This window comes from Variovorax sp. NFACC27 (genome assembly GCF_048301545.1).
Classification (GTDB): domain Bacteria; phylum Pseudomonadota; class Gammaproteobacteria; order Burkholderiales; family Burkholderiaceae_C; genus Variovorax; species Variovorax gossypii.
In genome coordinates, this window is record NZ_CP157613.1 from 7,727,057 (window position 1) to 7,748,995 (window position 21,939).

Below are 21,939 nucleotides of genomic sequence, written 5' to 3' on the forward strand. Positions count from 1 at the left end.
CAAGGAGCCACCATGCAACGCAGACATCTGATCCAGGCCGCCGGCGCACTGCCGCTGGCCACCCTCGCGGCACGCACCGCATTCGCCTTCGACGGCCCCGAGCTCTACGCGGGCGAGAAGGCGCTGTACGCCGAGGCGCAGAAGGAAGGCCTGTGCGTCTCCTTCGACACCGGCCCCGAGTGGGCCAACTGGAAGTCGCTGTTCCGCGACTTCAAGAAGCGCTACCCCGAGATCGAGCTGACCTACAACGACATCGGCTCCGCCGCCACCGTGGTCGCGCTGGAAAAAACCAAGCGCCGCCCGCAGGCCGACACCGCCTACTACTTCGCCGCATCGGCCGTCGACGCCGCCAAGAAGGACGTGGTCGCCCCCTTCAAGCCCGTCAACTTCGACAAGCTGCCCGCGGTGTTCCGCGAAGCCGAGGGCCGCTGGTTCACCATCCACACGCTCAACATCGCCTTCCTGGTCAACAAGAAGCTGGTGAAGAACGTACCCACCGGCTGGGCCGACCTGCTCAAGCCCGAGTTCAAGAACACGGTGGTGTACCTCGACCCGCGCTCCACCGGCATCGGCCAGGTTCTGACCTTCGCGGCGGCGTATGCCAACGGCGGCAGCGTCGACAACGTGCAGCCCGGCACCGACTACCTTGGCAAGCTGCATGCGGCCGGCAACGTGCTGCGCGTGGAAGGCACCACGCCCTATGCCAAGTTCCTGAAGGGCGAGATCCCGGTGTGGATCAGCTACGAGAACGACGGCCTGAAGGCCAAGCACGTCGACGGCATGGGCGACGCGGTGGAAGTCGTGATCCCGAAGGAAGCCAGCGTGGCCGCGCCCTACGCCATCAGCCTCGTGAAGAACGGCCCGAACCCGAACGCCGGCAAGCTTTGGCTCAACTTCATCATGAGCGAGGCCGGCCAGTCGCTCTTCGCCCAGGGCTTCGTGCGCCCCGCCGTGCCGGGCACGCCGCTGGCAGCCGACGTGGCCGCCAAGATGCCGGCCGCGCCGCAGATCAAGCCGCTCGACGTGGTGAAGGCCTCGGAGCGCAAGGCCGAGGTCGACAAGCTCTGGGCGCAGGCGGCGCTGGGCAAGTAACAAGAAAGCCCGAAGGAACGTGATGCGACGCTTTGGCGCCTGGCCCGCATGGGCCTTCATGGCGCTGTTCTTCGCGGTGCCGCTGGCGGCGCTGCTGCCCGAGGCCTTCGGCGAGGGCGGCAGCGCCTTCGGCCGGCTGTTCGGCAACCCGCTGTTCTTCGGGGCGCTGCGCAACACGCTCGCGCTCGGGCTGGCGGCGGGCGTGATGTCGGCGCTGGTGGGCACCTGCATCGCGATCGAGCTCGCGCGCCAGCCCGAAGGCCGGCGCCAATGGCTGATGACCCTGCTGGGCCTGCCGCTGGCTTTCTCGGGTCTGGTGATCGCCTACGGCTTCATCCTGGCCTTCGGACGCGCGGGCTTCGTGACGCAGCTGCTTGCGGGCCTGGGCGCCGACCCGGCCGTCATCGGCAGCTGGATCTACAGCGTGTCGGGCCTGGGTTTTGCGTATGCCTACTACCTGATTCCGCGCGTGGCGCTGTCGCTCTACCCGGTGTTCGCGAACCTCGACCTGCGCCCGGCGCAGGCAGCGCGCACGCTGGGTGCCTCGCGCTCGCGCGCCTTCTGGGACACGGTGGTGCCCGAGGTGCTGCCCTCCGTGCTGTCGAATGCCTGCATGGTGGCTGCCATTGCGATGGGCACCTACGGCACGGCGCTGGCGCTGGTGGGTACGCAGCTCAACATCCTGCCGCTGATGCTGCTGGCGCAGGTGGGCGACGGCGGTTCCGATTTCGCGGTGGCGGCGGCCCTGTCGCTGGTGCTGATGGTTGTGTGTGTGATCGTGATGGGAGTGGGCGATGTCTTTACGCGAAGGCGCGAGCGCGGTGGCGCTGCCGGCGCAGGTCACTGAGGCGCTCGCGCGCCTCGCGCAGAAGCAGCGGGGGCCGCAGCGCCACCGGCAGCCGGTGGCCATCATCGGCCCCGGCGACGGCGGCCCGGCCGAATGCGAGGCCGCGCACGCGGTGGCGCATGCGCTGGCCGGCGCGGGCATGTCGGTGGTCTGCGGCGGGCGCGGCGGCGTGATGGCCGCGGCCTCGCGCGGGGCCGTGGAGGCTGGCGGCATTGCCGTGGGCATCCTGCCCGAGGACGACGACCGCAACGCCAACGAATGGCTCAGCGTGGCCATCCCGACCGGCATGGGCGAGATGCGCAACGGCATCGTCGCGCGCAGCGGCGTGTGCCTGGTCGCCATCGGCGGCAACATGGGCACGCTGTCGGAAATGGCGCTGGGGCTCAAGTGGGGCAAGCCGGTGTTCGTGATGCACGGCGACGTGGCGCTGCCCGGCGCGGTGCAGGCCACGGACGTGAACGACATGCTGGCGAAGGTGCTGGCCTGCCTCCTGGCCTAGCCGAGCCTGGCAACAGAGCGGCTGCCACGGCCGCATTGCACAATGCCGGCATGCCCTACATGCCAACTTTCGTCGCTCCCGCCCGCTTCACCGATGCCGCCGCCGCACTCGAACAGGTCAAGGCCATCTACCAGGCCGGCCTCACGCACCTGCGCGAATCGATGCTGCGCTTCGTCGCCGGCGAGGAACTGCCGGGGCGGGTGCGGGCCTGCTACCCCTTCGTACGGGTGCACACCCACACCGTCTCGCGCCACACGCCGCCGGCCAACGCCGGCCTGAGCTACGGCTTCGTGGCCGGCCCCGGCCGCTACGAGACCACGCTGACGCGCCCCGACCTGTTCGCGCGCTACTACCTCGACCAGTTCCGCCTGCTGCTCGAGAACCACCAGGTCGAGCTCGAGGTGGGCACCAGCACGCAGCCGATCCCGATCCACTTCTCCTTCGCCGAGAACGACCACATCGAAGGCACCATGAGCACCGAGCGCCGCGCGCTGATGCGCGACGTGTTCGACCTGCCCGACCTGGGCGTGATGGACGACGGCATCGCCAACGGCACCTTCGAGGCGCGCGACGGCGAGGCGCAGCCGCTGTCGCTCTTCACGGCCGCGCGCGTGGACTACTCGCTGCACCGCCTGCGCCACTACTCGGGCACGGCGCCCGACTGGTTCCAGAACTTCGTGCTCTTCACCAACTACCAGTTCTACATCGACGAGTTCGTGCGCCTCGGCCATGAGGCCATGGCCGACGAGAACAGCGAGTACGTCGCCTTCATCGAGCCCGGCAACGTGGTCACGCGCCGGCGCGGGCTGCCAGCGGGCTCGAGCGCCACCTACGGCCACCTGCTCGACGGCAGCCAGGGCACCGCGCCGCCGCGGCTGCCGCAGATGCCGGCCTACCACCTGGTGCGCGAGGACTGCAGCGGCACCACCATGGTCAACATCGGCGTCGGCCCGGCCAACGCCAAGACCATCACCGACCACATCGCGGTGCTGCGCCCGCATGCGTGGATGATGCTGGGCCACTGCGCCGGCCTGCGCAACACCCAGCAGCTCGGCGACTACGTGCTGGCCCACGCCTACGTGCGCGAGGACCACGTGCTCGACGAAGAGCTGCCGCTGTGGGTGCCGATCCCGGCGCTGTCGGAGATCCAGCTCGCGCTGGAAAAAGCCGTGGCCGACGTCACGCGCTACGAGGGCCCCGACCTGAAGAAGATCATGCGCACCGGCACCGTGGCCAGCACTGACAACCGCAACTGGGAGCTGCTGCCGGGCAACCAGCCGCAGCGCCGCTTCAGCCAGAGCCGCGCGGTGGCGCTGGACATGGAAAGCGCGACCATCGCGGCCAACGGCTTCCGCTTCCGCGTGCCCTACGGCACCCTGCTGTGCGTGAGCGACAAGCCGCTGCACGGCGAGATCAAGCTGCCCGGCATGGCCAACCACTTCTACCGCGAGCGCGTGGAGCAGCACCTGCGCATCGGCATGCGGGCCATCGACATCCTGCGCGAGGAAGGCTCGTCGCGACTGCACAGCCGCAAGCTGCGCAGCTTCGCCGAAGTGGCGTTCCAGTAGTAATGGCATTCCCCTAAGAAGAAGGGCTCCAGCAGGGGCCGGCGAGGGCACGGGCCTCAGGGTTTGTCCTGCCCGCGGCCGCGCGGGAATGGCGTGTTTCGCGGACATCATCCGGTCTATCCCACGACAACCGGAAAGAAGATGACCCAGTCGCGCTCCGTTTCCTCCATCTCCCGTCGCAGTTTTTCTGCATGGATCGCGGCCTCGGCCGCAGCAGTCGGCGGGGGGCAGGCCGCCCTGTGGCCGCGCGCGGCCCACGCGGCCGATGCGCCGCTGAGCAACAGGCTGCGCATCGTGATTCCCGCCAACGAGGGCGGAGGCTGGGACCAGACGGGCCGCGCGCTCGGCGCCGCGATGCTGGCATCGGGCGCGGTCGGCAACGTGGTGTACGAGAACGTCGGCGGCAAGGGCGGCACGGTCGGCCTCGCGCGGTACGTCGAGAAATACGACGCCGACCCCGACACGCTGCTGATGAGCGGCATGGTCATGGTCGGCGCGGTGGCACTGCAGAAGCCCACGGTCACCATGGCCAACATGGCGCCCATCGCCCGCCTCACCAGCGACTACGAGGTGATCGCGGTGAAGGCCGACTCTCCCCTCAAGACGCCGAAAGACCTGATCGCGCAGCTGCGTTCCGACGCGGCCAACACCGTCATCGCGGGCGGCTCTGCCGGCGGCGTGGATCACATGTACGCCGGCATGCTGGCGCGCGTGGCCGAGGCCTCGCAGTCGCTGGTCTACCAGGCGCATCCCGGCGGCGCGGAAGTGGTCGAGGCGCTGGAAAGCGGCAAGGCCGCCGCGGGCATCTCCGGCTACAGCGAATTCGCGGAGAGCCTGGCCAACGGCAAGCTGCGGGCCATCGGCGTCTCGTCGAAGCGGCCGTTCCAGGGCATCGCCTCGGTGCGCGAACAGGGCGTGGAGGCCGACCTCGCCAACTGGCGCGGCGTTCTCACCGGCCGCAAGGTGCCGCCCTACCGCAAGGCGGCGCTGCTGACGGTGGTGCGGCGCGCCACCGCCACCGACCTCTGGCAGAAATCCGTCAAGCAGAACAACTGGGACCCGTTCTGGCTCGAGGGCAAGGAGTTCGAGAACTTCCTCGAGACAGACACCGCGATGGCCGGCCCGCTGATCTACCTGCTGAAGCTGAAGGCCTGAGCGCCGAAGGCCCGGCAGGACCGGGCCGCCTGGTCATTTATTCGGGTTTTCCCCGATGAATTGACACTAATGTCTGACATGGTTTTCGTCCATCATCTCGTTACTTTTACGGGGAGATTGAAACAAAATGACGCATTCCATGCCAACCGACCTCTCTCGTCGCGGTTTTGCCACCCTGGTTGCATCGGCCGCGGCGGTGGGCGCCGTGCCCGCCTCGCTCTGGCCCGCGGTGTCCCGGGCGGCCGAGCCGCAGCTGATTCCGAAGCTGCGCATCTTCATTCCCGCCAATGAAGGCGGCGGCTGGGACCAGACAGGCCGCGCCCTCGGCGCCGCCATGGTCGCCTCCGGCGCGGTGGGCGACGTGGTGTACGAGAACCTCGGCGGCAAGGGCGGCACCATCGGCCTGGCGAAGTACGTCGAGAAGTACGACGCCGATGCCGACACGCTGCTGATGAGCGGCATGGTCATGGTCGGCGCGGTCGCGCTGCAGAAGCCCGCCGTCACCCTCGCGCAGGTCGCTCCGGTGGCACGCCTCACCAGCGACTACGAAGTGGTGGCCGTGAAGGCCGACTCCCCCATCAAGACGCCGAAGGACCTGATCGCGCAGCTTCGCGCCGATGCCGCGAAGACCGTCATCGCGGGCGGCTCGGCCGGTGGCGTGGACCACATGTACGCCGGCATGCTGGCGCGCGTGGCCGGCAATGCCGGCGCGCTGGTCTACCAGCCGCATCCGGGCGGCGCGCAGGTGGTCGAGGCGCTCGAATCGGGCAAGGCCGCCGCCGGCATCTCGGGCTACAGCGAATTCAGCGACCACCTGGCCAGCGGCAAGCTGCGCGCCATCGGCGTGTCGGCCAAGCGCCCGTTCCTGGGCATTCCGTCGGTGCGCGAACAGGGCGTGGACGCCGACCTCGCCAACTGGCGCGGCGTGCTCACCGGCAAGAAGGTCACGGCCGAGCGCCGCGCCGTGCTGCTCGAGGCGGTGCGCCGCGCCACCATGGCCGAGGTCTGGCAGAAGACCATCAAGCGCAACAACTGGGACCCGTACTGGATGGCGGGCAAGGACTTCGAGAGCTTCCTCGATCTCGATACGGCGATGGCCGGCCCCTTGATCTACCTGCTCAAGCTCAAAGCCTGACCGTCGTCCTGCTCGTTCAGGCGAAGAGCTCCGGCATCTCCCGCTGCGCCTTCGGCGTCAGCGTGAGCGCGCGTCCGTCGAGTTCCTGCCGCACCCATCCGCGCTTCAGCGACAGCTGCAGCCACGCCGCGCCCAGCGCGCCGCCCAGGTGCGGGCGGCGCTCGCTCCAGTCGAGGCAGGCGCAGGCGAAGCGGCGGCGCGAGCGGCGCACGGCGTCGATCTCCACGCCCAGGCTCTCCAGCGCGATCGCGCCTTCGGGCGTGAGCTCGTACGAGCCGCTCTGCAGGCCGCTGAGCCAGCCTTGGGCGTGCAGCCGGTCGTGCAGCGCGACGCCGGCCGTGCCCGCCATGTGGTCGTAGCAGGTGCGGGCGCTGCGCAGGCGGCTGGGCGTGTTGGGCTTGAACTCGGGCGCGGGCGGCGTACGGGGCGTGCCGGCCACCACCATCAGGCTCTCGAGCGCGGAGGCGACGTCGTCGTTGGCGAGGCGGAAGTAGCGGTGCTTGCCCTGCACCAGCACGTCGACCAGCCGCTCCTCCTTGAGGCGCGCGAGATGCGCGCTGGCGGTGGACGCAGCCACCTCCGCGACGGTGGCGAGCTCGGTGGCGGTACGCGCATGGCCGTCCATCAGGCAGCTCAGCATGCGGGCGCGCGCCGGTTCGGCGATGGCGCCGGCGAGGCGGGCCAGTTGAAAGTCGGCGGAGGAGGAAAGGGTGTCGTCCATGCGCCCATCCTAAGACGGCGACGCACACCACACTTCGTTCGCGAGCGAAGTGTGGCGGCCGGCTCGATCGCACACTGGCGCCCATGAACCCAAGCCCCACGCTCTTCGACATGCCCGCAGATCCGGTCGCGGCCGCCACCCATGCCGACCCGTATCCGTACTACGCAACCCTTCGCGACGGACCGCCGCTCGCGTGGAACGAGAAACTGCGCCTGTGGGTCGCGAGCCGTGCCGACGTGATCGAGCAGGTGCTGCAGGCCCACGGCGCGCTGCGCGTGCGGCCTGCCGCCGAGCCGGTGCCGCGCGCCATTGCAGGCAGCCCTGCCGGCGAGGTGTTCGGCCACCTCGTGCGCATGAACGACGGCGCGGCGCACCAGGCGCACCGGCCCGCGCTGCAGCGCGCGCTCGCCGGGCTCGACCTGGACGCGGTGCATGCGGCCGCCCTGCAGGTGGCGCAGCGCGTGCCACGCGAGCAGGCGCTGTCCGACACGCTGTTCTCGATGCCCGTGCAGTCCGTCGCGCACCTGCTCGGCTTTACCGACGATGCGCTGCCGCAGGTGGACAGGTGGATGCGCGACTTCGTGGCCTGCCTGTCGCCGCTGTCCACGTCCGATCAGCTGCAGCGCGCCAGCACCGCCGCCTCGGAGCTGATGACCCGCTTCGAGATCATGGCAGCCGGCACGCCGCCCAGGCATGGCACGCTGCTGGCAGCGGTACTGGCCGAGAGCGCGGGCGACGCGCCGCTTTCGCGCTCGCTGCTCGCGAACCTCGCCGGCCTGCTTTCGCAGACCTGCGACGCCACGGCGGGGCTGGTCGGCAACAGCCTGATCGCACTGATGCGCGAGCCTTCGCTGCTGCCCTCGACCCGCACGCGCGATGGCCTGCAGGCCATCGTCGAGGAAACCGCGCGGCACGATCCGGCGGTGCACAACACGCGGCGCTTCGCGGCCGAGGCAGTCACCATCGCCGGCACCGACTTGGCCGCGGGCGACGCGGTGCTGGTGCTGCTGGCATCGGCCAACCGCGACCCGGCCTTCAACCCGGAGCCCGACCGCTTCATGCCGGTGCGAGCCCGGCGCCGCATGCTCGGCTTCGGCCACGGCATGCATGCCTGTCCCGGACAGGCGCTGGCATGCACGCTGGCGGCGGCCAGCCTGCGCGCGCTGCTGCTGTCACACCACGCGCACGATCTCGATGCGCAGCGGCTGCGCGGCTGGAGCTATCGGCCGTCGGTCAACGGGCGCATCCCGGTGTTCCACTGACCGGTGCCCGCGAGGTGCGGCGACAGCTGCGCGTCGCCCCAGCGCAGAGGCAGCGCCGCCGGACGGCGCAGGGCGTGCTCGACATGGAAGCGCACCAGCCGCTCCGCGCCTTCGAACGCGGCCACCTCGGGGCCGTCCCACACGATCTCGGCAGTGACCGCCACGTGCAGCAGGTCGCCACTGTCGAAGTCGACGAACAGCAGCCCCGCGCGCGGATGCGCCGCCAGGTTGCCCAGCGTGTTGAAGAAGCGGTTGCCGTTGAAGTCCGGCAGCGTGAGCACGTCGTCGCCGTCGATGCGCACGAAGCCCGGACGGCCGCCGCGATGCGACACGTCGACGCCGTGCGAGCTCGCGTCGGCCGCGTCGCCGGTCGCTGCCTCGTCGGGATAGGCGGTGGCGATGAACAGCGTGTCGGCGCTGCCGATGAGGCGGTGCGCAGCGAGGTCGAGCCTGTCGAGCCACTGCGCCTGCGGCGTCGCGTCGGCGCGCGGCGGCACGAACACCGGCTCGCGCGCCTGGATGTAGCGCGGGCAATTGCCGAAGCTCTGCTGCACCGCGACCATGAAGCCCGCATCGTCGAGCGACTCCACCGTGCCGTTCATGCGATTGCGCCGCCGCGTGTGCGGCTGGATGCCGAGCAGGCCCAGCGTGGCACCCTGCTTCAGCTGGCCGACGAGCGGATCGCCCGCCGCCGGCAATGCATCGATGCGCAGGTGCGTGGGATCGGGCGAGTGCACGAACCCGACGGGCGCGGCGAGCACGCTGGCCCAGGGCTGCAGGTTCCCGTCGATGCTGCCCGCCACGATGAACGGCAGCAGCTCGAAGAAATCGCGATGCTGGTCTGGCATGTAGTCGCGGATCACGCGCGGCCCGGCGACCTCCATCTGCTCGCGCGAGCCCGCCAGGGCCTGCAGCGCGCGCTCGCCCGCATGGAAGGGGGCGGCGATCATGAGCCTGCTCCCACCGCAGGGTTTACCGGCGTGCGCACCATCGGCACGAAGCCCGGCAGGGCTTCCACGCGCCCGAGCCATTCGCGCACCTTCGGATAGCCGTCGAGCGACACGCTGCCCTCGGGCGCGCGCGCCACGTACGCATAGTTCGCGATGTCGGCCAGCGTGGCCGACGGGCCGGCGAGAAAGGGCTGCTGCTCCAGGTGCATTTCCATCACCGACAGCAGCGCGTGCGAACGCTTGACGATCTCCGTCGGATCGGACGAATGGCCGAACAGCGCGATGATCCGCGCGGCCGCCGGGCCGTAGGCCAGCGGACCGGCGGCCACCGAGAACCAGCGCTGCACGCGCGCCGCGCCGACGGCATCGCGCGGCATCCAGCGCGAGGGGTCGGGCGCATAGCGTTCGTTGAGGTAGACCAGGATGGCGTTGGAGTCGGCCAGCGTGACCTCGCCGTCCTCGATCACCGGCACCTGGCCGAAGGGATTGCGCGCCAGGAACTCCGGCGTGCGGTTCTCGCGCTTGCGCATGTCGATCTCGACTGCCTCGAAGGGCAGCCCGAGCATCGTGAGGAACAGGCGCACGCGATGCACGTGGCCCGAGATGGCGGAGCCGTAGAGCTTGATGGGCTGGGCGGGGCGGGTGGCGGTCATGGGCAATTCCTTTTCTCGGGGGTCCGAGGCATGAATGCGATTCTTCTCTCTTGCACCAGATGAATGAATAGCCATTCCTGTATTTGACTGCTGCGTTTTCCGGTTTAATCGCCCCATGGATCGCTTCAAGGCCATGCAGACCTTCGTGCAGATTGCCGACCAGGGCAGCCTGACCCGCGCCGCCGAGGCGCTCGGCACCTCGCTGCCGGCGGTGGTGCGCGCCCTCGCCGCGCTGGAGGCCCACCTTGGCGTGCGCCTCTTCCACCGCACCACGCGCCGCCTCTCGCTCACCGAGGAAGGCCGCAGCTACCTGCCGAGCGCGCGCGAGGTGCTGCTCGCGGCCGACGCCGCCGACCTCGCGCTGAAGGCCGAGGCGCGCGAGCCGGCGGGCCAGCTCACCATCACCGCGCCAGTGCTCTTCGGCCACATGTACGTGGCGCCGGCCATCGTGCGCTTCATGAAGCGCTACGAGAAGGTGCGCTGCAGCGTGCGGCTGTACGACCGCACGGTGAACCTGCTCGACGAGGGCATCGACGTGGGCATCCGCATCAGCCCGCTGGAAGACTCCTCGCTCGTGGCGCAGACCATGGGCACCATCCGCCGGGTGCTGGTCGCGAGCCCCGATTTCCTGGAACGGCACGGCACGCCGACGCATCCGCGCGAGCTGAACGGCGCGCCCTGCGTGCGCGGACGGGTGGACGCGCCCGCGCAATGGCAGTTCTACGAGGCCGGGAAGGCGATCAGCGTGATGCCCGACAACCGGCTGGAGTTCAACCACCTCGCGCCCGCCATCGAGTCGTGCGCGGCAGGCATGGGCTTCGGCACTTTCTTCTCGTACCAGGTCATGCCGCACGTGGCGCAGGGAAGGCTGAAGCTGGTTCTCGAAGACTTCGAGCCGCCGCCCCGGCCGGTGAGCGTGATCTATCCGAACGCACGGCTGCTGCCGGCGCGCACGCGGGCGTTCATCGAATGGATGAAGGCGGAGTTCTGCGGGCTCAGGCTTTGAGGAAGACGTCTCGTCGCGGCGATGCCTTGGGCAACAGCGCCGTAACCAGGCCGTGCAAGGCCTCGTGCAGCTGCGCGAGAAATTCCTCGAGCTGCCCGGGCAGGGCATCGACTCGCGACACGCAGACGCTGGCCGGCTCGCCGATGTGGACCGCGACCTGCCATTGCCCCATCTTGTTGGCCATGCGTCCGTGGCGCCAGTACTCCCAGGCCTGTGCCGTCGTCTTCACGGCACGCTGGCCGGGAAACTCGGGGTGCCGCGGCATGTCGCCGTTCAACAGGTAGCGCAGCCGCCCCATGTCGGCCTTGTCCTGAGCACACTCGGCGCGCAGTGCGCGGCCCACCGCGTCGGCATCGACAGGGTTGTGCGGCACCAGCCACATCAGGTCGAGCAGGTCCTTGAAGCGCGGCCGCACCAGGCACTGGTGCAGCTTCCACGCGATCTGCAGGTCGAGCGCGCAGGTACTCGGCAGATGGAACGCCTCGCCGAGGCAGGGCCGGTAGTGCAGCGGCACGGGCGGAGGGTCGAGCTTCAGGTTGAAGCTCACGTCCAGCCTGAAGCGGTGCAGCGGGGTCTGCGAATCGCCGTCGAGCACGCAGCCGTCGATGTCGGTGCTGACGGTGGGAAAGTCGTCGTCCATCGCGTAGTCGATCATTCGCCAGAACGCGTTCTCGGTGAACGGACGGAAATGCAGGCCGTCGTCGAGGCACACCGTGGTCACGGACTGCGCCCATGTATTCAGCTGCCGGGCGCTGCGCTCGCGGTCGAAGGGCTCGGTGCACACCCAGTCGATGTCGCGCGACAGGCGTTCGTTGTCCTGCTCCGGCCCGCTCAGGTACTGGCGCGTGATGAGGCTGCCCTTGAGCATGAAGGGGCCGCCGACCCATGCGGCACGGCGCATGAAACCTTCGAGCAGGACGAGTTCCCTCACCTGCTCGACCGACGCCCCGGTGCGCCGGGCTTCGTTCTCGATGCCCGCCAGCGTTGCCAGCAGGGTCATGCAGAGGCTTCCAGCCACCCTGCGTCGAGCGACTCCCGGCTGTCGAGCAGGCAGATCTCCGTTTCCTGCTTCAGCAGCGGCCAGCCCTGGCGCTCCAGCTGGTCGGCCAATGCCGCGACGCGGGCCTTGAAGCCGTCCAGCGCTTCGCGGCTGCGCAGCGTGACGAAGCGCGCGTCCGTCTCGCCCTTCAGGCTGTTGCGCGACAGGCGCGCCCCGTGCGTCTCGCACAGGTGCTGCAACGCGGAGGCGTCGTGCACCCGCAGCTTGCCGTGCCATTCGAAGTACTCGTCGGGCCGGCTCAGGCATTCGTGGCCCTGGATGGGGGCCTCCACCTTCACGCGCAGCACGGCCATGCCCGCGCGAGCCAGCCACTGCGCGAGCGCCACCGCTTCGGCCTTCGCCTCGGCCAGGTCGCCGCGCAACCAGGTGGTGGCCATGGGCTGCTGCTTCTGCTCGCCGTGGGCGAGGTCGATCAGCAGCGGCTTGAGCCCCACCTGCTCGCACACCTCGACGAAGGAAGGAATCCGTGCCGCCTCCATCGCACCGCAGGTCAGGTGGAGTTCGAGCCGGCCTTTGCGTAGCCGCGGAATCGTCTTCATGGCGCGGCCACCCTCGAGGGCAGGGGCTTGCCGTCGCACAGCGCGGCCGCGTCGCTGACCATGCCGCGCACCGCCTCTTCCATGCCGAGGTTCAGCACCGACATGAATTCGCCGTTGCCATTGGCCCAGTTGGTGCGCGTGCCCATGCCGTGGTACTGGCGCACGACGGCTTCGGTGCCGGGCATGCGGTAGGTGGCCTGCAGCACGACGTGCGAGACCAGGTTCAGGCCGGCCGACCACGAATGCGCCAGGCGCAGAGCCACGTCGGCCGTCACCTGCCGCGCATTGCCCGATGCGGGCAGCGCGGCGGTCACGACCCGCAGGCCGTAGCGGCTCGCCGACTGCAGCGCGCCGCGCGTCCAGGCGCCGGCGTCGCTGCCGCCCTGGATGGATTGCACCGCGAGGGGCGTGGCGTGCAGCGTGGGCATCATGACGGTCAGGTTGCCGACGCTGGCCTTGTGGAGGCGCACGTCGTCGATCTTCGGCAGGTACAGCGTGCAACCGCTCGCCACGCGCAGCTGCGCGACCGGCGTGCTGTTGGGCCGCTCCGCAGGTTCCGGCGCCGGCTCGTACACCATGGGAAGCGGCTCGGTCTCCGTCAGCGCATGCGACAGGCCGGGCGCGCCGAGAAGCGCGGAAAAGGCACCGAGGGCGGCCGCGGCCCGCGATACGTGGCGTGGCGTCATGGGGCTGCGCTCCTGACCGAGTAAAGGGCACCGTCCTGGTCGCGGAACAGCACGCGTCCCGGCCGCTCGTCGAAGCTCGGGCCGGCCAGCGTCACCCAGGAGCCGTTGACGTTGAAGCGTGCGGTCTTCACCGCACCGGAACGGACGCCCGCGACATCGAGCGCCACCGCATGCAAGGTCTGGGCCATCGAATCGCGCATCACGCCGCGCAGCACCTGCCCGTCGTCGGCCGTGAGGCGGCGGATGACGGTGCCACGCGCGACGCCGCCCACCGGCGTCTGGAAGATGACGGCGGCGCGATAGGAGGGCTCGCTTTTGCCGTCCTGCCAGAGAAGAGCCGATGTGCGCGTGGTGAATGCGCCCAGCCCGGGTTCCAGCGCGTACTGCAGCAACAGCACCATGTACGCGGGGCCGTTCTTCGTGGCGGCGATGCGGGCCTCGTGCTCGGCCTTGACCGGCATGGCGGGAAGCAGCTCCGAGGAGCGGATCTTCAGCGGAAACGAACTCGGCTCCGTCAGCTGCGCCTCGAGCACCCGGCCCGCCTCGGTGCGGTAGTCGTAGTCGAGCAGCGGGCCGACGATGGCCTGCACCTCGGCGCTCATTTCCTTCTGGCGCGACTGCTGCACCGACGAATCGATGAGCGCGCCGATCAGCCCGCCGCCGGTGGCCGCGCTCACGCCCGGGGGCTGGGCGGAAAACATGAAGCTCTCCTGCGCGACGACGACACGCAAGTCGACCTCCTGGACCTTGTTGCGGTCCGCGGCAGCCAGGGGCCTGTGAAAAGGCGCGCAGGCACCGAGCAGCAGCAAGGCCGTCAGCGCGAGCCAGAAACGCAGCATCTTTGGGCCTCCCCCCGGTGCAATGCCATCCATTGATCGATCAATCGATCGGTGCGGCGATTTTGCAGCCGCCGGACACGCGATCCGCCCCGGGTTATCGAGGGCCCATGGTGCCTGTCGTCTTCAGGCGGCTGTCGAGCATCCAGCCCATAGTGTCCTCGCCCGTCTTCGGATGGATGAACAGCACCTGAACCCACTCCTTGTAGGGGGTGTAGACGGTGACGCGGTCCTTGGGAATCAGGAACCTGCCGCTGTCGCAGGCGGCGTCAGGTGCCGTGTACAGGCGCGCCCGGCCGGTGCCGACCACGACCGCGCCGTAGCGTGGAACGAAGCCAGGGCTCGCATTCGCGACGGCATGGAGCTGCTCGCACTGTTTCGGATCGGCCGGCGCCGCCGTCGCCGCCACGGCCTGCTGCACCGCGGCGACGGCCAGGCAGGCCACGCACCACCATGAAGTTGCTCTGGACATCGGCGAATTGTCCATCGATTGAAGCGATGGGACGCCCGCCGCGCGGCTGCGTCAGAATGGCCGCGTGCCGCCTACACCCTCCTCCGCCCAGCCTCCCCTCTTCCACGCCAGCCACCTGCACAAGCGATATGGAGACACGACGGTCGTGAACGACCTGTCGTTCGAGATCGCGCCCGGCGAATGCCTGGGCGTGATCGGCCCGAACGGCGCGGGCAAGACCACCACCATCCGCATGTGCCTGGGCCTCACCGCACCCGACGGCGGCGACATCTCCGCGCTGGGCCTGCGGATGCCGCACGACGCGCTGGCCATCAAGGCTCAGCTCGGCGTGGTGTCGCAGTTCGACACGCTCGACCCAGACTTCAGCTGCGCCGAGAACCTCGTGGTGTACGGCCGCTACTTCGGCTTCAGCAAGGCGCATGTGCGTGCGCGCGTACCGCAGCTTCTGGAATTCGCGGCGCTGTCGCACAAGGCCGACGCGAAGCCGGGCGAACTCTCGGGCGGCATGCGGCGGCGGCTCTCGCTGGCGCGTGCGCTGGTCAACGATCCGAAGCTGCTGCTGCTCGACGAGCCCACCACCGGGCTCGACCCGCAGGCACGCCACCTGATGTGGGAGCGGCTGCAGGTGCTGCTGCAGCAGGGCAAGTCGATCCTGCTGACCACGCACTTCATGGACGAGGCCGAGCGCCTGTGCTCGCGCCTGCTGGTGCTGGACCACGGCCGCAAGATCGCCGAGGGCCGCCCGCGCGACCTGATCGCCGAGCACCTGGAGCCCGACGTGGTCGAGGTGTACGGCAACGGCGCGCTGTCGCTGGCGGAATCGGCCGAGCTGAAGGCGATGGCCGCGCGCGTGGAGGTCAGCGGCGAGACGGTGTTCTTCTACACGCAGGACGCGCGCAGGCTGCTCGATGCGCTGACGCGGCACAGCGGACTGCGCACATTCCATCGGCCCGCGAATCTCGAAGACCTTTTCCTGAAGCTCACGGGCCGGCAAATCCGCGAGGACGGCTGAAATGAGGTTCACCCCCAGGCTTGCCCACTTCGTGTGGCCGCCAACCCCCTCGCCGGGGGCAATACCTGCGGCCCGGCAAAGCCGGTTCCGCGGTATTTCTGAAATGGAGCAGCAACCATGAACAACGTCTCGAGTGCGGCACCGGCACTCACGCCTCCCTCGCCTTCGCCATGGCGCCCGCCCGAACTCTCGCTGCGCTGGTGGCCCGTGTTCCTGCGCAACCTGCTGGTGTGGCGCAAGCTCGCTCTGCCGAGCCTGATCGGCAACATCGCCGAGCCGCTGATCTGGCTCGTGGCCTTCGGCTACGGCATGGGCGCGCTGGTGGGGCAGGTGTCGGTCGACGGCGTGAAGGTGCCGTACATCCTGTTCCTCGCGAGCGGCTCGATCTGCATGAGCGCGATGAACGCGGCGAGCTTCGAGGCGCTGTACTCGGCCTTCTCGCGCATGCATGTGCAGAAGACCTGGGACGGCATCATGAACGCGCCCGTCGGCCTCGACGACATCGTGCTGGCAGAGATGCTGTGGGCGGCGTTCAAGTCGATCTTCACCGTGACGGCGATCCTGTTCGTGATGCTCGGGCTGGGCATCAGCCACAGCCCGAAGCTCGTCGTCGCATGGATGGTGCTGATCGGCGCGGGCATCACCTTCTCTTCGATCGCGCTGATCTTCAACGCGCTGGCGAAGGGCTACGACTTCTTCACCTACTACTTCACGCTGTTCATGACGCCGATGATGTTCCTGAGCGGCGTGTTCTTTCCGCTGGAGCAACTGCCCACGGCCGTGCAGGCCGTGGCGGCGTGGCTGCCGCTGACGAACGCGGTGGCACTGGTGAGACCGCTCTTCATGGACCAGTGGCCAGCCGGCTGGTGGGTGCACGCGGTGGTGCTGGCGGTGTATGCAGTGGCGTCGTTCTGGACTGCGCTGTCGTTGACGCGGAAGCGGTTCAGGGCGTGATGAGGCCCGGGCTTTCCATCGCGCGCAGTTGCATGCGCCCCGAGGTTCGTGCCCGCACCTCGGGCGAAGCAAGACAGGTGGCGACCGCCTCGTAGCCCGGAGCACCGGGATACGGAGCCACCTGCGTCGGCGGGCTGTGGTTCGCGGGGCAGAGGATGATGGTCTCGTCCGGCCCGACGGCGGACAGGTCGAGGATGGCGCAGGAGCGGGTGAGCATGAAGAGGGCGCGCGCATCGGGGCCCCGGCGGCGCAGCCAGGCGATCAGCGCTTCCTGGGTTGCGTGGTCGAGGCCCTGTTCGATCATGTCCACGACCAAAGCGTCGGGCCCTTCGGCTTCCAGCCCGACGAGCAATGCGATCAGGGCATCCGATGTGCCGGCCCCGTCTTCCACGAGCCAGGCCATCGCCTCGTCGACGCGGGACTTCAGGCGAGGGTCGCTTTCCAGCAGCGATTTCGCCGCGGCAATCCCGCCGTCCTCAAGTCTCTCCAGCCCCAGCATGACCGCATCGGGCAGTGCCTCGGCAAGGCTGTGCGCCAGTCGGGTCTTGCCGCTGCCGAGCGGGCCGATGATGTAGTTCAGCGAGCGGATGTCGCGCAGCTCGAAGAGCTCTCCGCCCCATGGCCACGGGAGTTCGAATGCGACGCGGACTTCGCTCGACGGTGCCTGCAGGTCCATCAACTCGTCGATGGTCGGTGCACGGCCTTGCATCAGATCGCTTCGCAGTCCGCGGACCTTCTCGACTGTGTTGGCGAGCTGGCGAAGCTGCGACTCCAGCGCTGCCTGGTGTGCCGCAAGCGTCGGCTCCAGCCCGCTGGAATTGCCGTCCAGCACGCGTTCGACCTGCGCGAGGCTGAAGCCGAGCGCGCGCAACGCGACGATCTCCGCGGCGCGGTCGAGCTCCTTTTGGCCATAGGTGCGCCAGCCCGCTTCGGTCCGGCCGGGCGCCACGAGTCCGCGCTGCTCGTAGAGCCGCAAGGCCTTGGCGGAAACGCCGAGCCGCTTCGCGGCTTCCGATGGGCTGAGAAAGCGGGTGGTGGATGGCATGAAGAGAACCTTTTTCGACAGTTTTCTCTTTTTAGGGGCTGCCCCTGGGGCCGGGTCAACAGGTGGAGCCGAAAGATTTGGCCCATGAGCCTTGCGGGTTCAGAATGCCCGTTCGCGGCCGACTGTAGCCCTTGCAGAAACCGACGCTTGCAAATTAGATTGCACACAATCTAATTGCTCGCTACAATTCGCCCCATGCGCTCCACCAAAGTCTCCGCCGACGAAATGCTCAAGCTGGACAACCAGCTGTGCTTTGCCGTGTATTCGGCCTCGCTGGCCATGACGCGGCTCTACAAGCCGGTGCTGGAAAAGCTGCAGCTCACCTACCCCCAATACCTCGTGATGCTCGCCCTCTGGGAACAAGACGGGCTCATGGTCTCCGAACTCGGCGAGCGCCTCTCGCTCGACTCGGGCACGCTCACGCCGCTGCTCAAGCGCCTCGAAGCCAACGGCTACGTGGCCCGCGTGCGAGACGTGGCCGACGAGCGCCGCGTGCACATCACGCTGACGACCACCGGCCGCAGGCTCAAGAGCCGTGCATCGAACGTGCCGGCCTGCCTGATGGCCGCCGCCGAGTGTTCGGTGCCCGAGCTGATTTCGCTCACCCAGCAGATCCAGACGTTGCGCGACCGCATCAAGAAGGCAGCCTGACGCATCGCACCATTTTTCTCCCGCTTCGATCGATCCCATCAAATCAAGAGAGAACGAAGCCTTTTCACCACCCTCCCTCCGTTTCATCATCACCAAAGGAATCACCATGACCACCAAGCTCGACAAAGTGCTCTACACCGCAGAAGCCCACACGGTCGGCGGCCGTGACGGCGCAGGCAAGTCCAGCGACGGCGCCATCGACGTCAAGCTGAGCTCGCCCGGTTCCGGCAAGCCCGGTACCAACCCCGAGCAGCTGTTCGCGGTCGGCTATGCCGCCTGCTTCATCGGCGCGATGAAGGCCATCGGCCCGAAGATCGGCGTGAAGGTGCCGGAAGACGTCGCTATCGACTCCAGCGTTTCCCTCGGCCCGACGAACGGCGGCGCCGCCTACGGCATCGCCGTGAAGCTGGCGATCACGCTGCCCGGCCTGGATGCCGATGCCAAGCAGAAGCTGGTCGACACGGCTCACCAGGTCTGCCCGTACTCGAACGCCACGCGCGGCAACATCGACGTGGAACTCACGATCGCCTGAGCCCCACGGCGCATACGCAGAACAAGCGGTCCGGCCACAAGCCGGGCCGCTTTTTTCATGCCCGCCGATGTCTCACGGGTGACGCAGAAAGCCGCCGCGCGATGGCGCCTTTCATCAAGCTTGGCTAACGTTGGCGAACCTCACAACCGCCAGGAGCCACGCTCATGAGCACCACCAGCCTCCTCATCCGCAAAGACCAGCTCGCCACCACGCGCCTTCACACCGCCACCGACGAAGCGCTCGCCGACGGCCAGGTGCGCGTGCGCATCGACAGCTTCGCGCTCACCTCCAACAACATCACGTATGCCGCCTTCGGCGACGCGATGAGCTACTGGCAGTTCTTCCCGAGCGGCGAGGAAGGCTGGGGCAGCATCCCCGTGTGGGGTTTCGCGAGCGTGGTGCAGTCGCTGCACCCCGGCGTACCGGTGGGCGAACGGCTCTACGGCTACTGGCCGATGGCCTCCGGCGCGGTGCTGAGCCCCGGTCGGCTCTCTCCCGAACGCTTCACCGACGTGGCGCCGCACCGCGCCGAACTGCCCGCCGTCTACAACCAGTACTTCCGCTGCGCGAGCGACCCGCTCTACACGGCCGACACCGAGGACATCCAGGCCCTGCTGCGCCCGCTGTTCATCACCTCGTGGCTGATCGACGACTTCATGGCCGACAACGACTTCTTCGGCGCCAACACCATGCTGCTGTCGAGCGCGTCCAGCAAGACGGCCTACGGCACCGCCTTCCAGCTGCACAAGCGCGAAGGCATCGAAGTGATCGGCCTGACCTCGCCCGCGAACGTGGCCTTCTGCGAAAGCCTCGGCTGCTACGACCGCGTGGTGACCTACGACGCGCTCGACATCATCGCGGCCGACACGCCCTGCGTGTACATCGACTTCGCCGGCAACGGCGAGCTGCGCAACGCCATCCACGAGCGCTTCGCCAGCCTGAAGTACAGCAGCTCCATCGGCGGCACGCACGTCGAGCAGCTCGCAAGCAAGGGCGCGGGCAAGAGCCTCCCGGGCCCGCGCGCCACGCTGTTCTTCGCGCCGGCGCAGATCAAGAAACGCACCACCGAATGGGGCCCCGAGGAGTTCGGTCGCCGCATGGTCGCGGCCTGGCACGACTTCATGGCCGTGGTCACCGACGCGAAGGCGCCCTGGCTGCACGCTGAGCACCACGACGGCGGCGAGGCGGTGCAGACGGCCTACGCGCAGGTGCTCGCAGGCAAGGGCGATCCGCGCACGGGCCACATCCTTTCCCTTTCCAGGCAACCCGTCACGTCCTGAGACGGTCGGGCGCCCGGCGGCGACGACAATCGCCGCATGACCCAATCTTCCGCGGCGCCCGCGAACACACATCCCTACGAGAGCCTCACGCCCGACGTGGTGCTCGACGCGCTCGCGACGCTCGGCCTGCACGGCGACGGCCGGCTCACCGGCCTGAATTCCTACGAGAACCGCGTCTACCAGGTCCACCTGGAGGATCGCAGTGCCGTGGTGGTCAAGTTCTACCGCCCCGGCCGCTGGAGCGAGGCCGAGATCCTCGAAGAGCACGGCTTCTCGCTCGAACTGGCGGCCGGCGAAGTGCCTGCCGTGCCGCCCCTGGCCTTCGACGGCAAGACGCTGCACCACCACGCGGGCTTCGCCTTCAGCGTGAGCCCCTACCGCGGCGGCCGCGCACCTGAGCTCGACGACTTCGAAGTGCTCGAATGGGTGGGCCGCTTCCTGGCGCGCATCCACACGGTCGGCAGCGCGAAGCCTTTCGAGGCGCGGCCCGCGCTCGACCTGCAGACCTTCGGCATCGCGTCGCGCGACTGGCTGCTCGCCAACGACAAGATCCCGCTCGACGTGCAGCGCGACTGGGAAAAGACCTGTAACGAGGCGCTCGACATGATCGGCGCGACGGCGTTGGCAGCCAACCCGCCTTCGAGCGACTTCCAGCCCCGCAAGCTGCGCCTACACGGCGACGTGCACCCCGGCAACATCCTGTGGACGCCCACCGACCGCCCCGGCGGCGGGCCGCACTTCGTCGACCTCGACGACGCGCGCACCGGCTTCGCGGTGCAGGACCTGTGGATGCTGCTGTCGGGCGACCGCGCGCAGCGCACCGCGCAGCTGTCGGGCCTGCTGGACGGCTACGAGCAGTTCCGAGAGTTCGACCGGCGCGAGCTGGCGCTGATCGAGCCGCTGCGCACGCTGCGGCTCATCCACTACAGCGCGTGGCTCGCTCGGCGCTGGGAAGACCCGATCTTCCCGATCAACTTCCCGTGGTTCGGCTCCAGCGACTACTGGAAGGGACAGATCCTCATGCTCGAGGAGCAGTGCGAGCAGATGGCGGAAGAGCCGCTCTACGCCTGAGCCTGGTCTTCCTGCGCCGCTGCAAGGCTGTCCGCCACGCCCTGCAGCAGCCGCTCGACCAGCACGTTGGCCGGCCCGTTGCGCCAGATGCCGTAGGCCTCCGACTGCGCCACCGCCCTGTCGAGCGGCCTGAACACCGCGCCGCGCAGGGCCGAATGCCGCATCGCCTGCGGCACCAGCGCCACGCCCAGGCCCTGCGACACCCACGAGACCACCGCCAGCCAGTGGCGCACCTCGTGCCGCACCTCGGGCAGGAAGCCCGCGTCGGCGCAGATGGTCAGGATGCGCTCGTGGTAGTCGGGAGAAACCTCGCGCGAGAACAGCACGAAAGGCTGCTCGCGCAGGTCGGCCGGCGCCAGCACGCGCTTGCGCGCCAGCGCATGGCCGGAGGGCAGGCAGGCCACGAAGGGTTCGGATAGCAACAGCCGGTGCTGCAACTCGGGCGGCACGCGGTGCGTGTGGGCGAAGCCCAGGTCGAGCCGGTCGTTCATCAGCTCGGCGATCTGCATGCCCGAATTCAGCTCGCTCAGCGTGATGCGCACCGCCGGGTGCTTCGCCTGGAAGGCGCGCAGCGCCTGCGGCAGGCCCCGGTAGAGCATCGCGCCCACGAAGCCGATGCGCAGCCGTCCGGCCGAGCCCAGCGCCACGTCGCGCGCTTCGATTGCGGCTTCTTCCGCCTGCAGCAGCACGCGCCGCGCCGAAATGCGCAGTGCCTCGCCGGCAGGCGTGAGCCGCACCTCCTTGCTGTTGCGCTCGAAGAGGCGCGCGCCCACGTTGTCCTCGAGCTGCCGTATCGCCACCGACAGCGGCGGCTGCGAGATCGACAGCCGCCGCGCCGCGCGCCCGAAGTGCAGCTCCTCGGCGAGCACGGAGAAGTAGCGCAGGTGCCGCAGTTCCATGGATAGCCAGATCG

The 21,939-nt window shown here is 68.9% G+C and carries 24 protein-coding genes; 14 read left to right on the forward strand and 10 right to left on the reverse strand.

Going from position 1 to position 21,939, the window contains the following annotated elements; all coding sequences use genetic code 11:
- Positions 1-12: 12 nt before the first annotated feature.
- The 6 genes from ABL840_RS36270 to ABL840_RS36295 all read left to right on the forward strand — a co-directional run bounded on the left by ABL840_RS36270 (position 13) and on the right by ABL840_RS36295 (position 6,296).
- The gene (locus ABL840_RS36270) at positions 13-1,092 is read left to right on the forward strand and encodes an extracellular solute-binding protein (RefSeq protein ID WP_093307309.1); all 1,080 of its coding nucleotides are present in this window, start codon (positions 13-15) and stop codon (positions 1,090-1,092) included.
- Between the two features lie 22 nt (positions 1,093-1,114).
- Entirely contained in the window at positions 1,115-1,939 is an 825-nt protein-coding gene (locus ABL840_RS36275) for an ABC transporter permease (protein ID WP_093307310.1), read from the forward strand.
- Positions 1,887-2,438, forward strand: coding sequence for a TIGR00725 family protein (locus tag ABL840_RS36280; protein ID WP_093307311.1), 552 nt, complete (start codon positions 1,887-1,889; stop codon positions 2,436-2,438). Before ABL840_RS36275 ends, ABL840_RS36280 begins: the two co-directional genes overlap by 53 nt.
- Positions 2,439-2,488: 50 nt before the next feature.
- Positions 2,489-4,006: an AMP nucleosidase gene (locus ABL840_RS36285; RefSeq protein WP_093208535.1), complete on the forward strand. Its 1,518-nt coding sequence runs from the start codon at positions 2,489-2,491 to the stop codon at positions 4,004-4,006.
- 141 nt (positions 4,007-4,147) lie between these two features.
- The gene (locus tag ABL840_RS36290; RefSeq protein ID WP_176947644.1) at positions 4,148-5,161 is read left to right on the forward strand and encodes a Bug family tripartite tricarboxylate transporter substrate binding protein; all 1,014 of its coding nucleotides are present in this window, start codon (positions 4,148-4,150) and stop codon (positions 5,159-5,161) included.
- Between the two features lie 139 nt (positions 5,162-5,300).
- Entirely contained in the window at positions 5,301-6,296 is a 996-nt protein-coding gene (locus ABL840_RS36295; RefSeq protein ID WP_371287221.1) for a Bug family tripartite tricarboxylate transporter substrate binding protein, read from the forward strand.
- Between the two features lie 16 nt (positions 6,297-6,312).
- Here ABL840_RS36295 and ABL840_RS36300 read toward each other — a convergent pair whose 3' ends face one another.
- Positions 6,313-7,017, reverse strand: coding sequence for an ArsR/SmtB family transcription factor (locus ABL840_RS36300; protein ID WP_093307312.1), 705 nt, complete (start codon positions 7,015-7,017; stop codon positions 6,313-6,315).
- 110 nt (positions 7,018-7,127) lie between these two features.
- On the opposite strand from ABL840_RS36300, the gene ABL840_RS36305 reads away from it, so the two are divergent.
- A complete protein-coding gene (locus ABL840_RS36305; protein WP_093307363.1) occupies positions 7,128-8,279 on the forward strand; it encodes a cytochrome P450 in 1,152 nt (383 codons plus the stop codon).
- On the opposite strand, the gene ABL840_RS36310 is transcribed toward ABL840_RS36305, so the two are convergent.
- Together ABL840_RS36310 and ABL840_RS36315 are read right to left on the reverse strand one after the other, a co-directional pair.
- Entirely contained in the window at positions 8,237-9,229 is a 993-nt protein-coding gene (locus ABL840_RS36310) for a pyridoxamine 5'-phosphate oxidase family protein (RefSeq protein WP_093307313.1), read from the reverse strand. The two genes, ABL840_RS36305 and ABL840_RS36310, sit on opposite strands and share 43 nt — an antisense overlap.
- Positions 9,226-9,882 carry a glutathione S-transferase family protein gene (locus tag ABL840_RS36315; protein ID WP_093307314.1) on the reverse strand — a complete coding sequence of 219 codons (657 nt, stop codon included), beginning with the start codon at positions 9,880-9,882 and terminating at the stop codon, positions 9,226-9,228. Before ABL840_RS36315 ends, ABL840_RS36310 begins: the two co-directional genes overlap by 4 nt.
- Positions 9,883-9,997: 115 nt before the next feature.
- Between ABL840_RS36315 and ABL840_RS36320 the strand changes: the two genes are divergently transcribed.
- A complete protein-coding gene (locus tag ABL840_RS36320; RefSeq protein WP_093208375.1) occupies positions 9,998-10,888 on the forward strand; it encodes a LysR family transcriptional regulator in 891 nt (296 codons plus the stop codon).
- On the opposite strand, the gene ABL840_RS36325 is transcribed toward ABL840_RS36320, so the two are convergent.
- The 5 genes from ABL840_RS36325 to ABL840_RS36345 all read right to left on the reverse strand — a co-directional run bounded on the left by ABL840_RS36325 (position 10,878) and on the right by ABL840_RS36345 (position 14,481).
- Positions 10,878-11,888 (reverse strand): nucleotidyl transferase AbiEii/AbiGii toxin family protein, encoded by a 1,011-nt coding sequence (locus tag ABL840_RS36325; protein ID WP_093208372.1) that lies wholly within the window; start codon positions 11,886-11,888, stop codon positions 10,878-10,880. The two genes, ABL840_RS36320 and ABL840_RS36325, sit on opposite strands and share 11 nt — an antisense overlap.
- On the reverse strand, positions 11,885-12,487 hold the full coding sequence (locus ABL840_RS36330; protein ID WP_418116121.1) for a hypothetical protein: 603 nt from the start codon (positions 12,485-12,487) through the stop codon (positions 11,885-11,887). The genes ABL840_RS36325 and ABL840_RS36330 overlap by 4 nt, the downstream gene beginning before the upstream one ends.
- Positions 12,484-13,173, reverse strand: a complete 690-nt coding sequence (locus tag ABL840_RS36335; RefSeq protein ID WP_093307315.1) for a hypothetical protein — start codon at positions 13,171-13,173, stop codon at positions 12,484-12,486. The genes ABL840_RS36330 and ABL840_RS36335 overlap by 4 nt, the downstream gene beginning before the upstream one ends.
- Positions 13,170-14,012 carry a hypothetical protein gene (locus tag ABL840_RS36340; RefSeq protein ID WP_093307316.1) on the reverse strand — a complete coding sequence of 281 codons (843 nt, stop codon included), beginning with the start codon at positions 14,010-14,012 and terminating at the stop codon, positions 13,170-13,172. The genes ABL840_RS36335 and ABL840_RS36340 overlap by 4 nt, the downstream gene beginning before the upstream one ends.
- Positions 14,013-14,106: 94 nt before the next feature.
- Entirely contained in the window at positions 14,107-14,481 is a 375-nt protein-coding gene (locus ABL840_RS36345) for a hypothetical protein (protein WP_143043018.1), read from the reverse strand.
- A 64-nt stretch (positions 14,482-14,545) separates the two neighbouring features.
- On the opposite strand from ABL840_RS36345, the gene ABL840_RS36350 reads away from it, so the two are divergent.
- Positions 14,546-15,493, forward strand: coding sequence for an ATP-binding cassette domain-containing protein (locus ABL840_RS36350; protein ID WP_093307317.1), 948 nt, complete (start codon positions 14,546-14,548; stop codon positions 15,491-15,493).
- A gap of 117 nt (positions 15,494-15,610) precedes the next feature.
- Positions 15,611-16,447, forward strand: a complete 837-nt coding sequence (locus ABL840_RS36355) for an ABC transporter permease (RefSeq protein WP_093307318.1) — start codon at positions 15,611-15,613, stop codon at positions 16,445-16,447.
- On the opposite strand, the gene ABL840_RS36360 is transcribed toward ABL840_RS36355, so the two are convergent.
- Complete coding sequence (locus ABL840_RS36360) at positions 16,437-17,492, reverse strand: MerR family transcriptional regulator (protein ID WP_093307319.1); 1,056 nt, start codon at positions 17,490-17,492, stop codon at positions 16,437-16,439. The genes ABL840_RS36355 and ABL840_RS36360 overlap by 11 nt on opposite strands.
- A 195-nt stretch (positions 17,493-17,687) precedes the next feature.
- Between ABL840_RS36360 and ABL840_RS36365 the strand changes: the two genes are divergently transcribed.
- The 4 genes from ABL840_RS36365 (at position 17,688) to ABL840_RS36380 (ending at position 21,026) form a co-directional block, all read left to right on the forward strand.
- Positions 17,688-18,143, forward strand: a complete 456-nt coding sequence (locus ABL840_RS36365; RefSeq protein ID WP_093307320.1) for a MarR family winged helix-turn-helix transcriptional regulator — start codon at positions 17,688-17,690, stop codon at positions 18,141-18,143.
- A gap of 106 nt (positions 18,144-18,249) precedes the next feature.
- Positions 18,250-18,675, forward strand: coding sequence for an organic hydroperoxide resistance protein (locus tag ABL840_RS36370; protein WP_093307321.1), 426 nt, complete (start codon positions 18,250-18,252; stop codon positions 18,673-18,675).
- A 164-nt stretch (positions 18,676-18,839) separates the two neighbouring features.
- Complete coding sequence (locus ABL840_RS36375; RefSeq protein WP_093307322.1) at positions 18,840-19,955, forward strand: DUF2855 family protein; 1,116 nt, start codon at positions 18,840-18,842, stop codon at positions 19,953-19,955.
- A gap of 36 nt (positions 19,956-19,991) precedes the next feature.
- Entirely contained in the window at positions 19,992-21,026 is a 1,035-nt protein-coding gene (locus ABL840_RS36380) for a serine/threonine protein kinase (protein ID WP_093307323.1), read from the forward strand.
- Here the strand turns inward: ABL840_RS36380 and ABL840_RS36385 are convergent.
- On the reverse strand, positions 21,017-21,925 hold the full coding sequence (locus ABL840_RS36385) for a LysR family transcriptional regulator (protein WP_093208520.1): 909 nt from the start codon (positions 21,923-21,925) through the stop codon (positions 21,017-21,019). The two genes, ABL840_RS36380 and ABL840_RS36385, sit on opposite strands and share 10 nt — an antisense overlap.
- Positions 21,926-21,939: the final 14 nt, after the last annotated feature.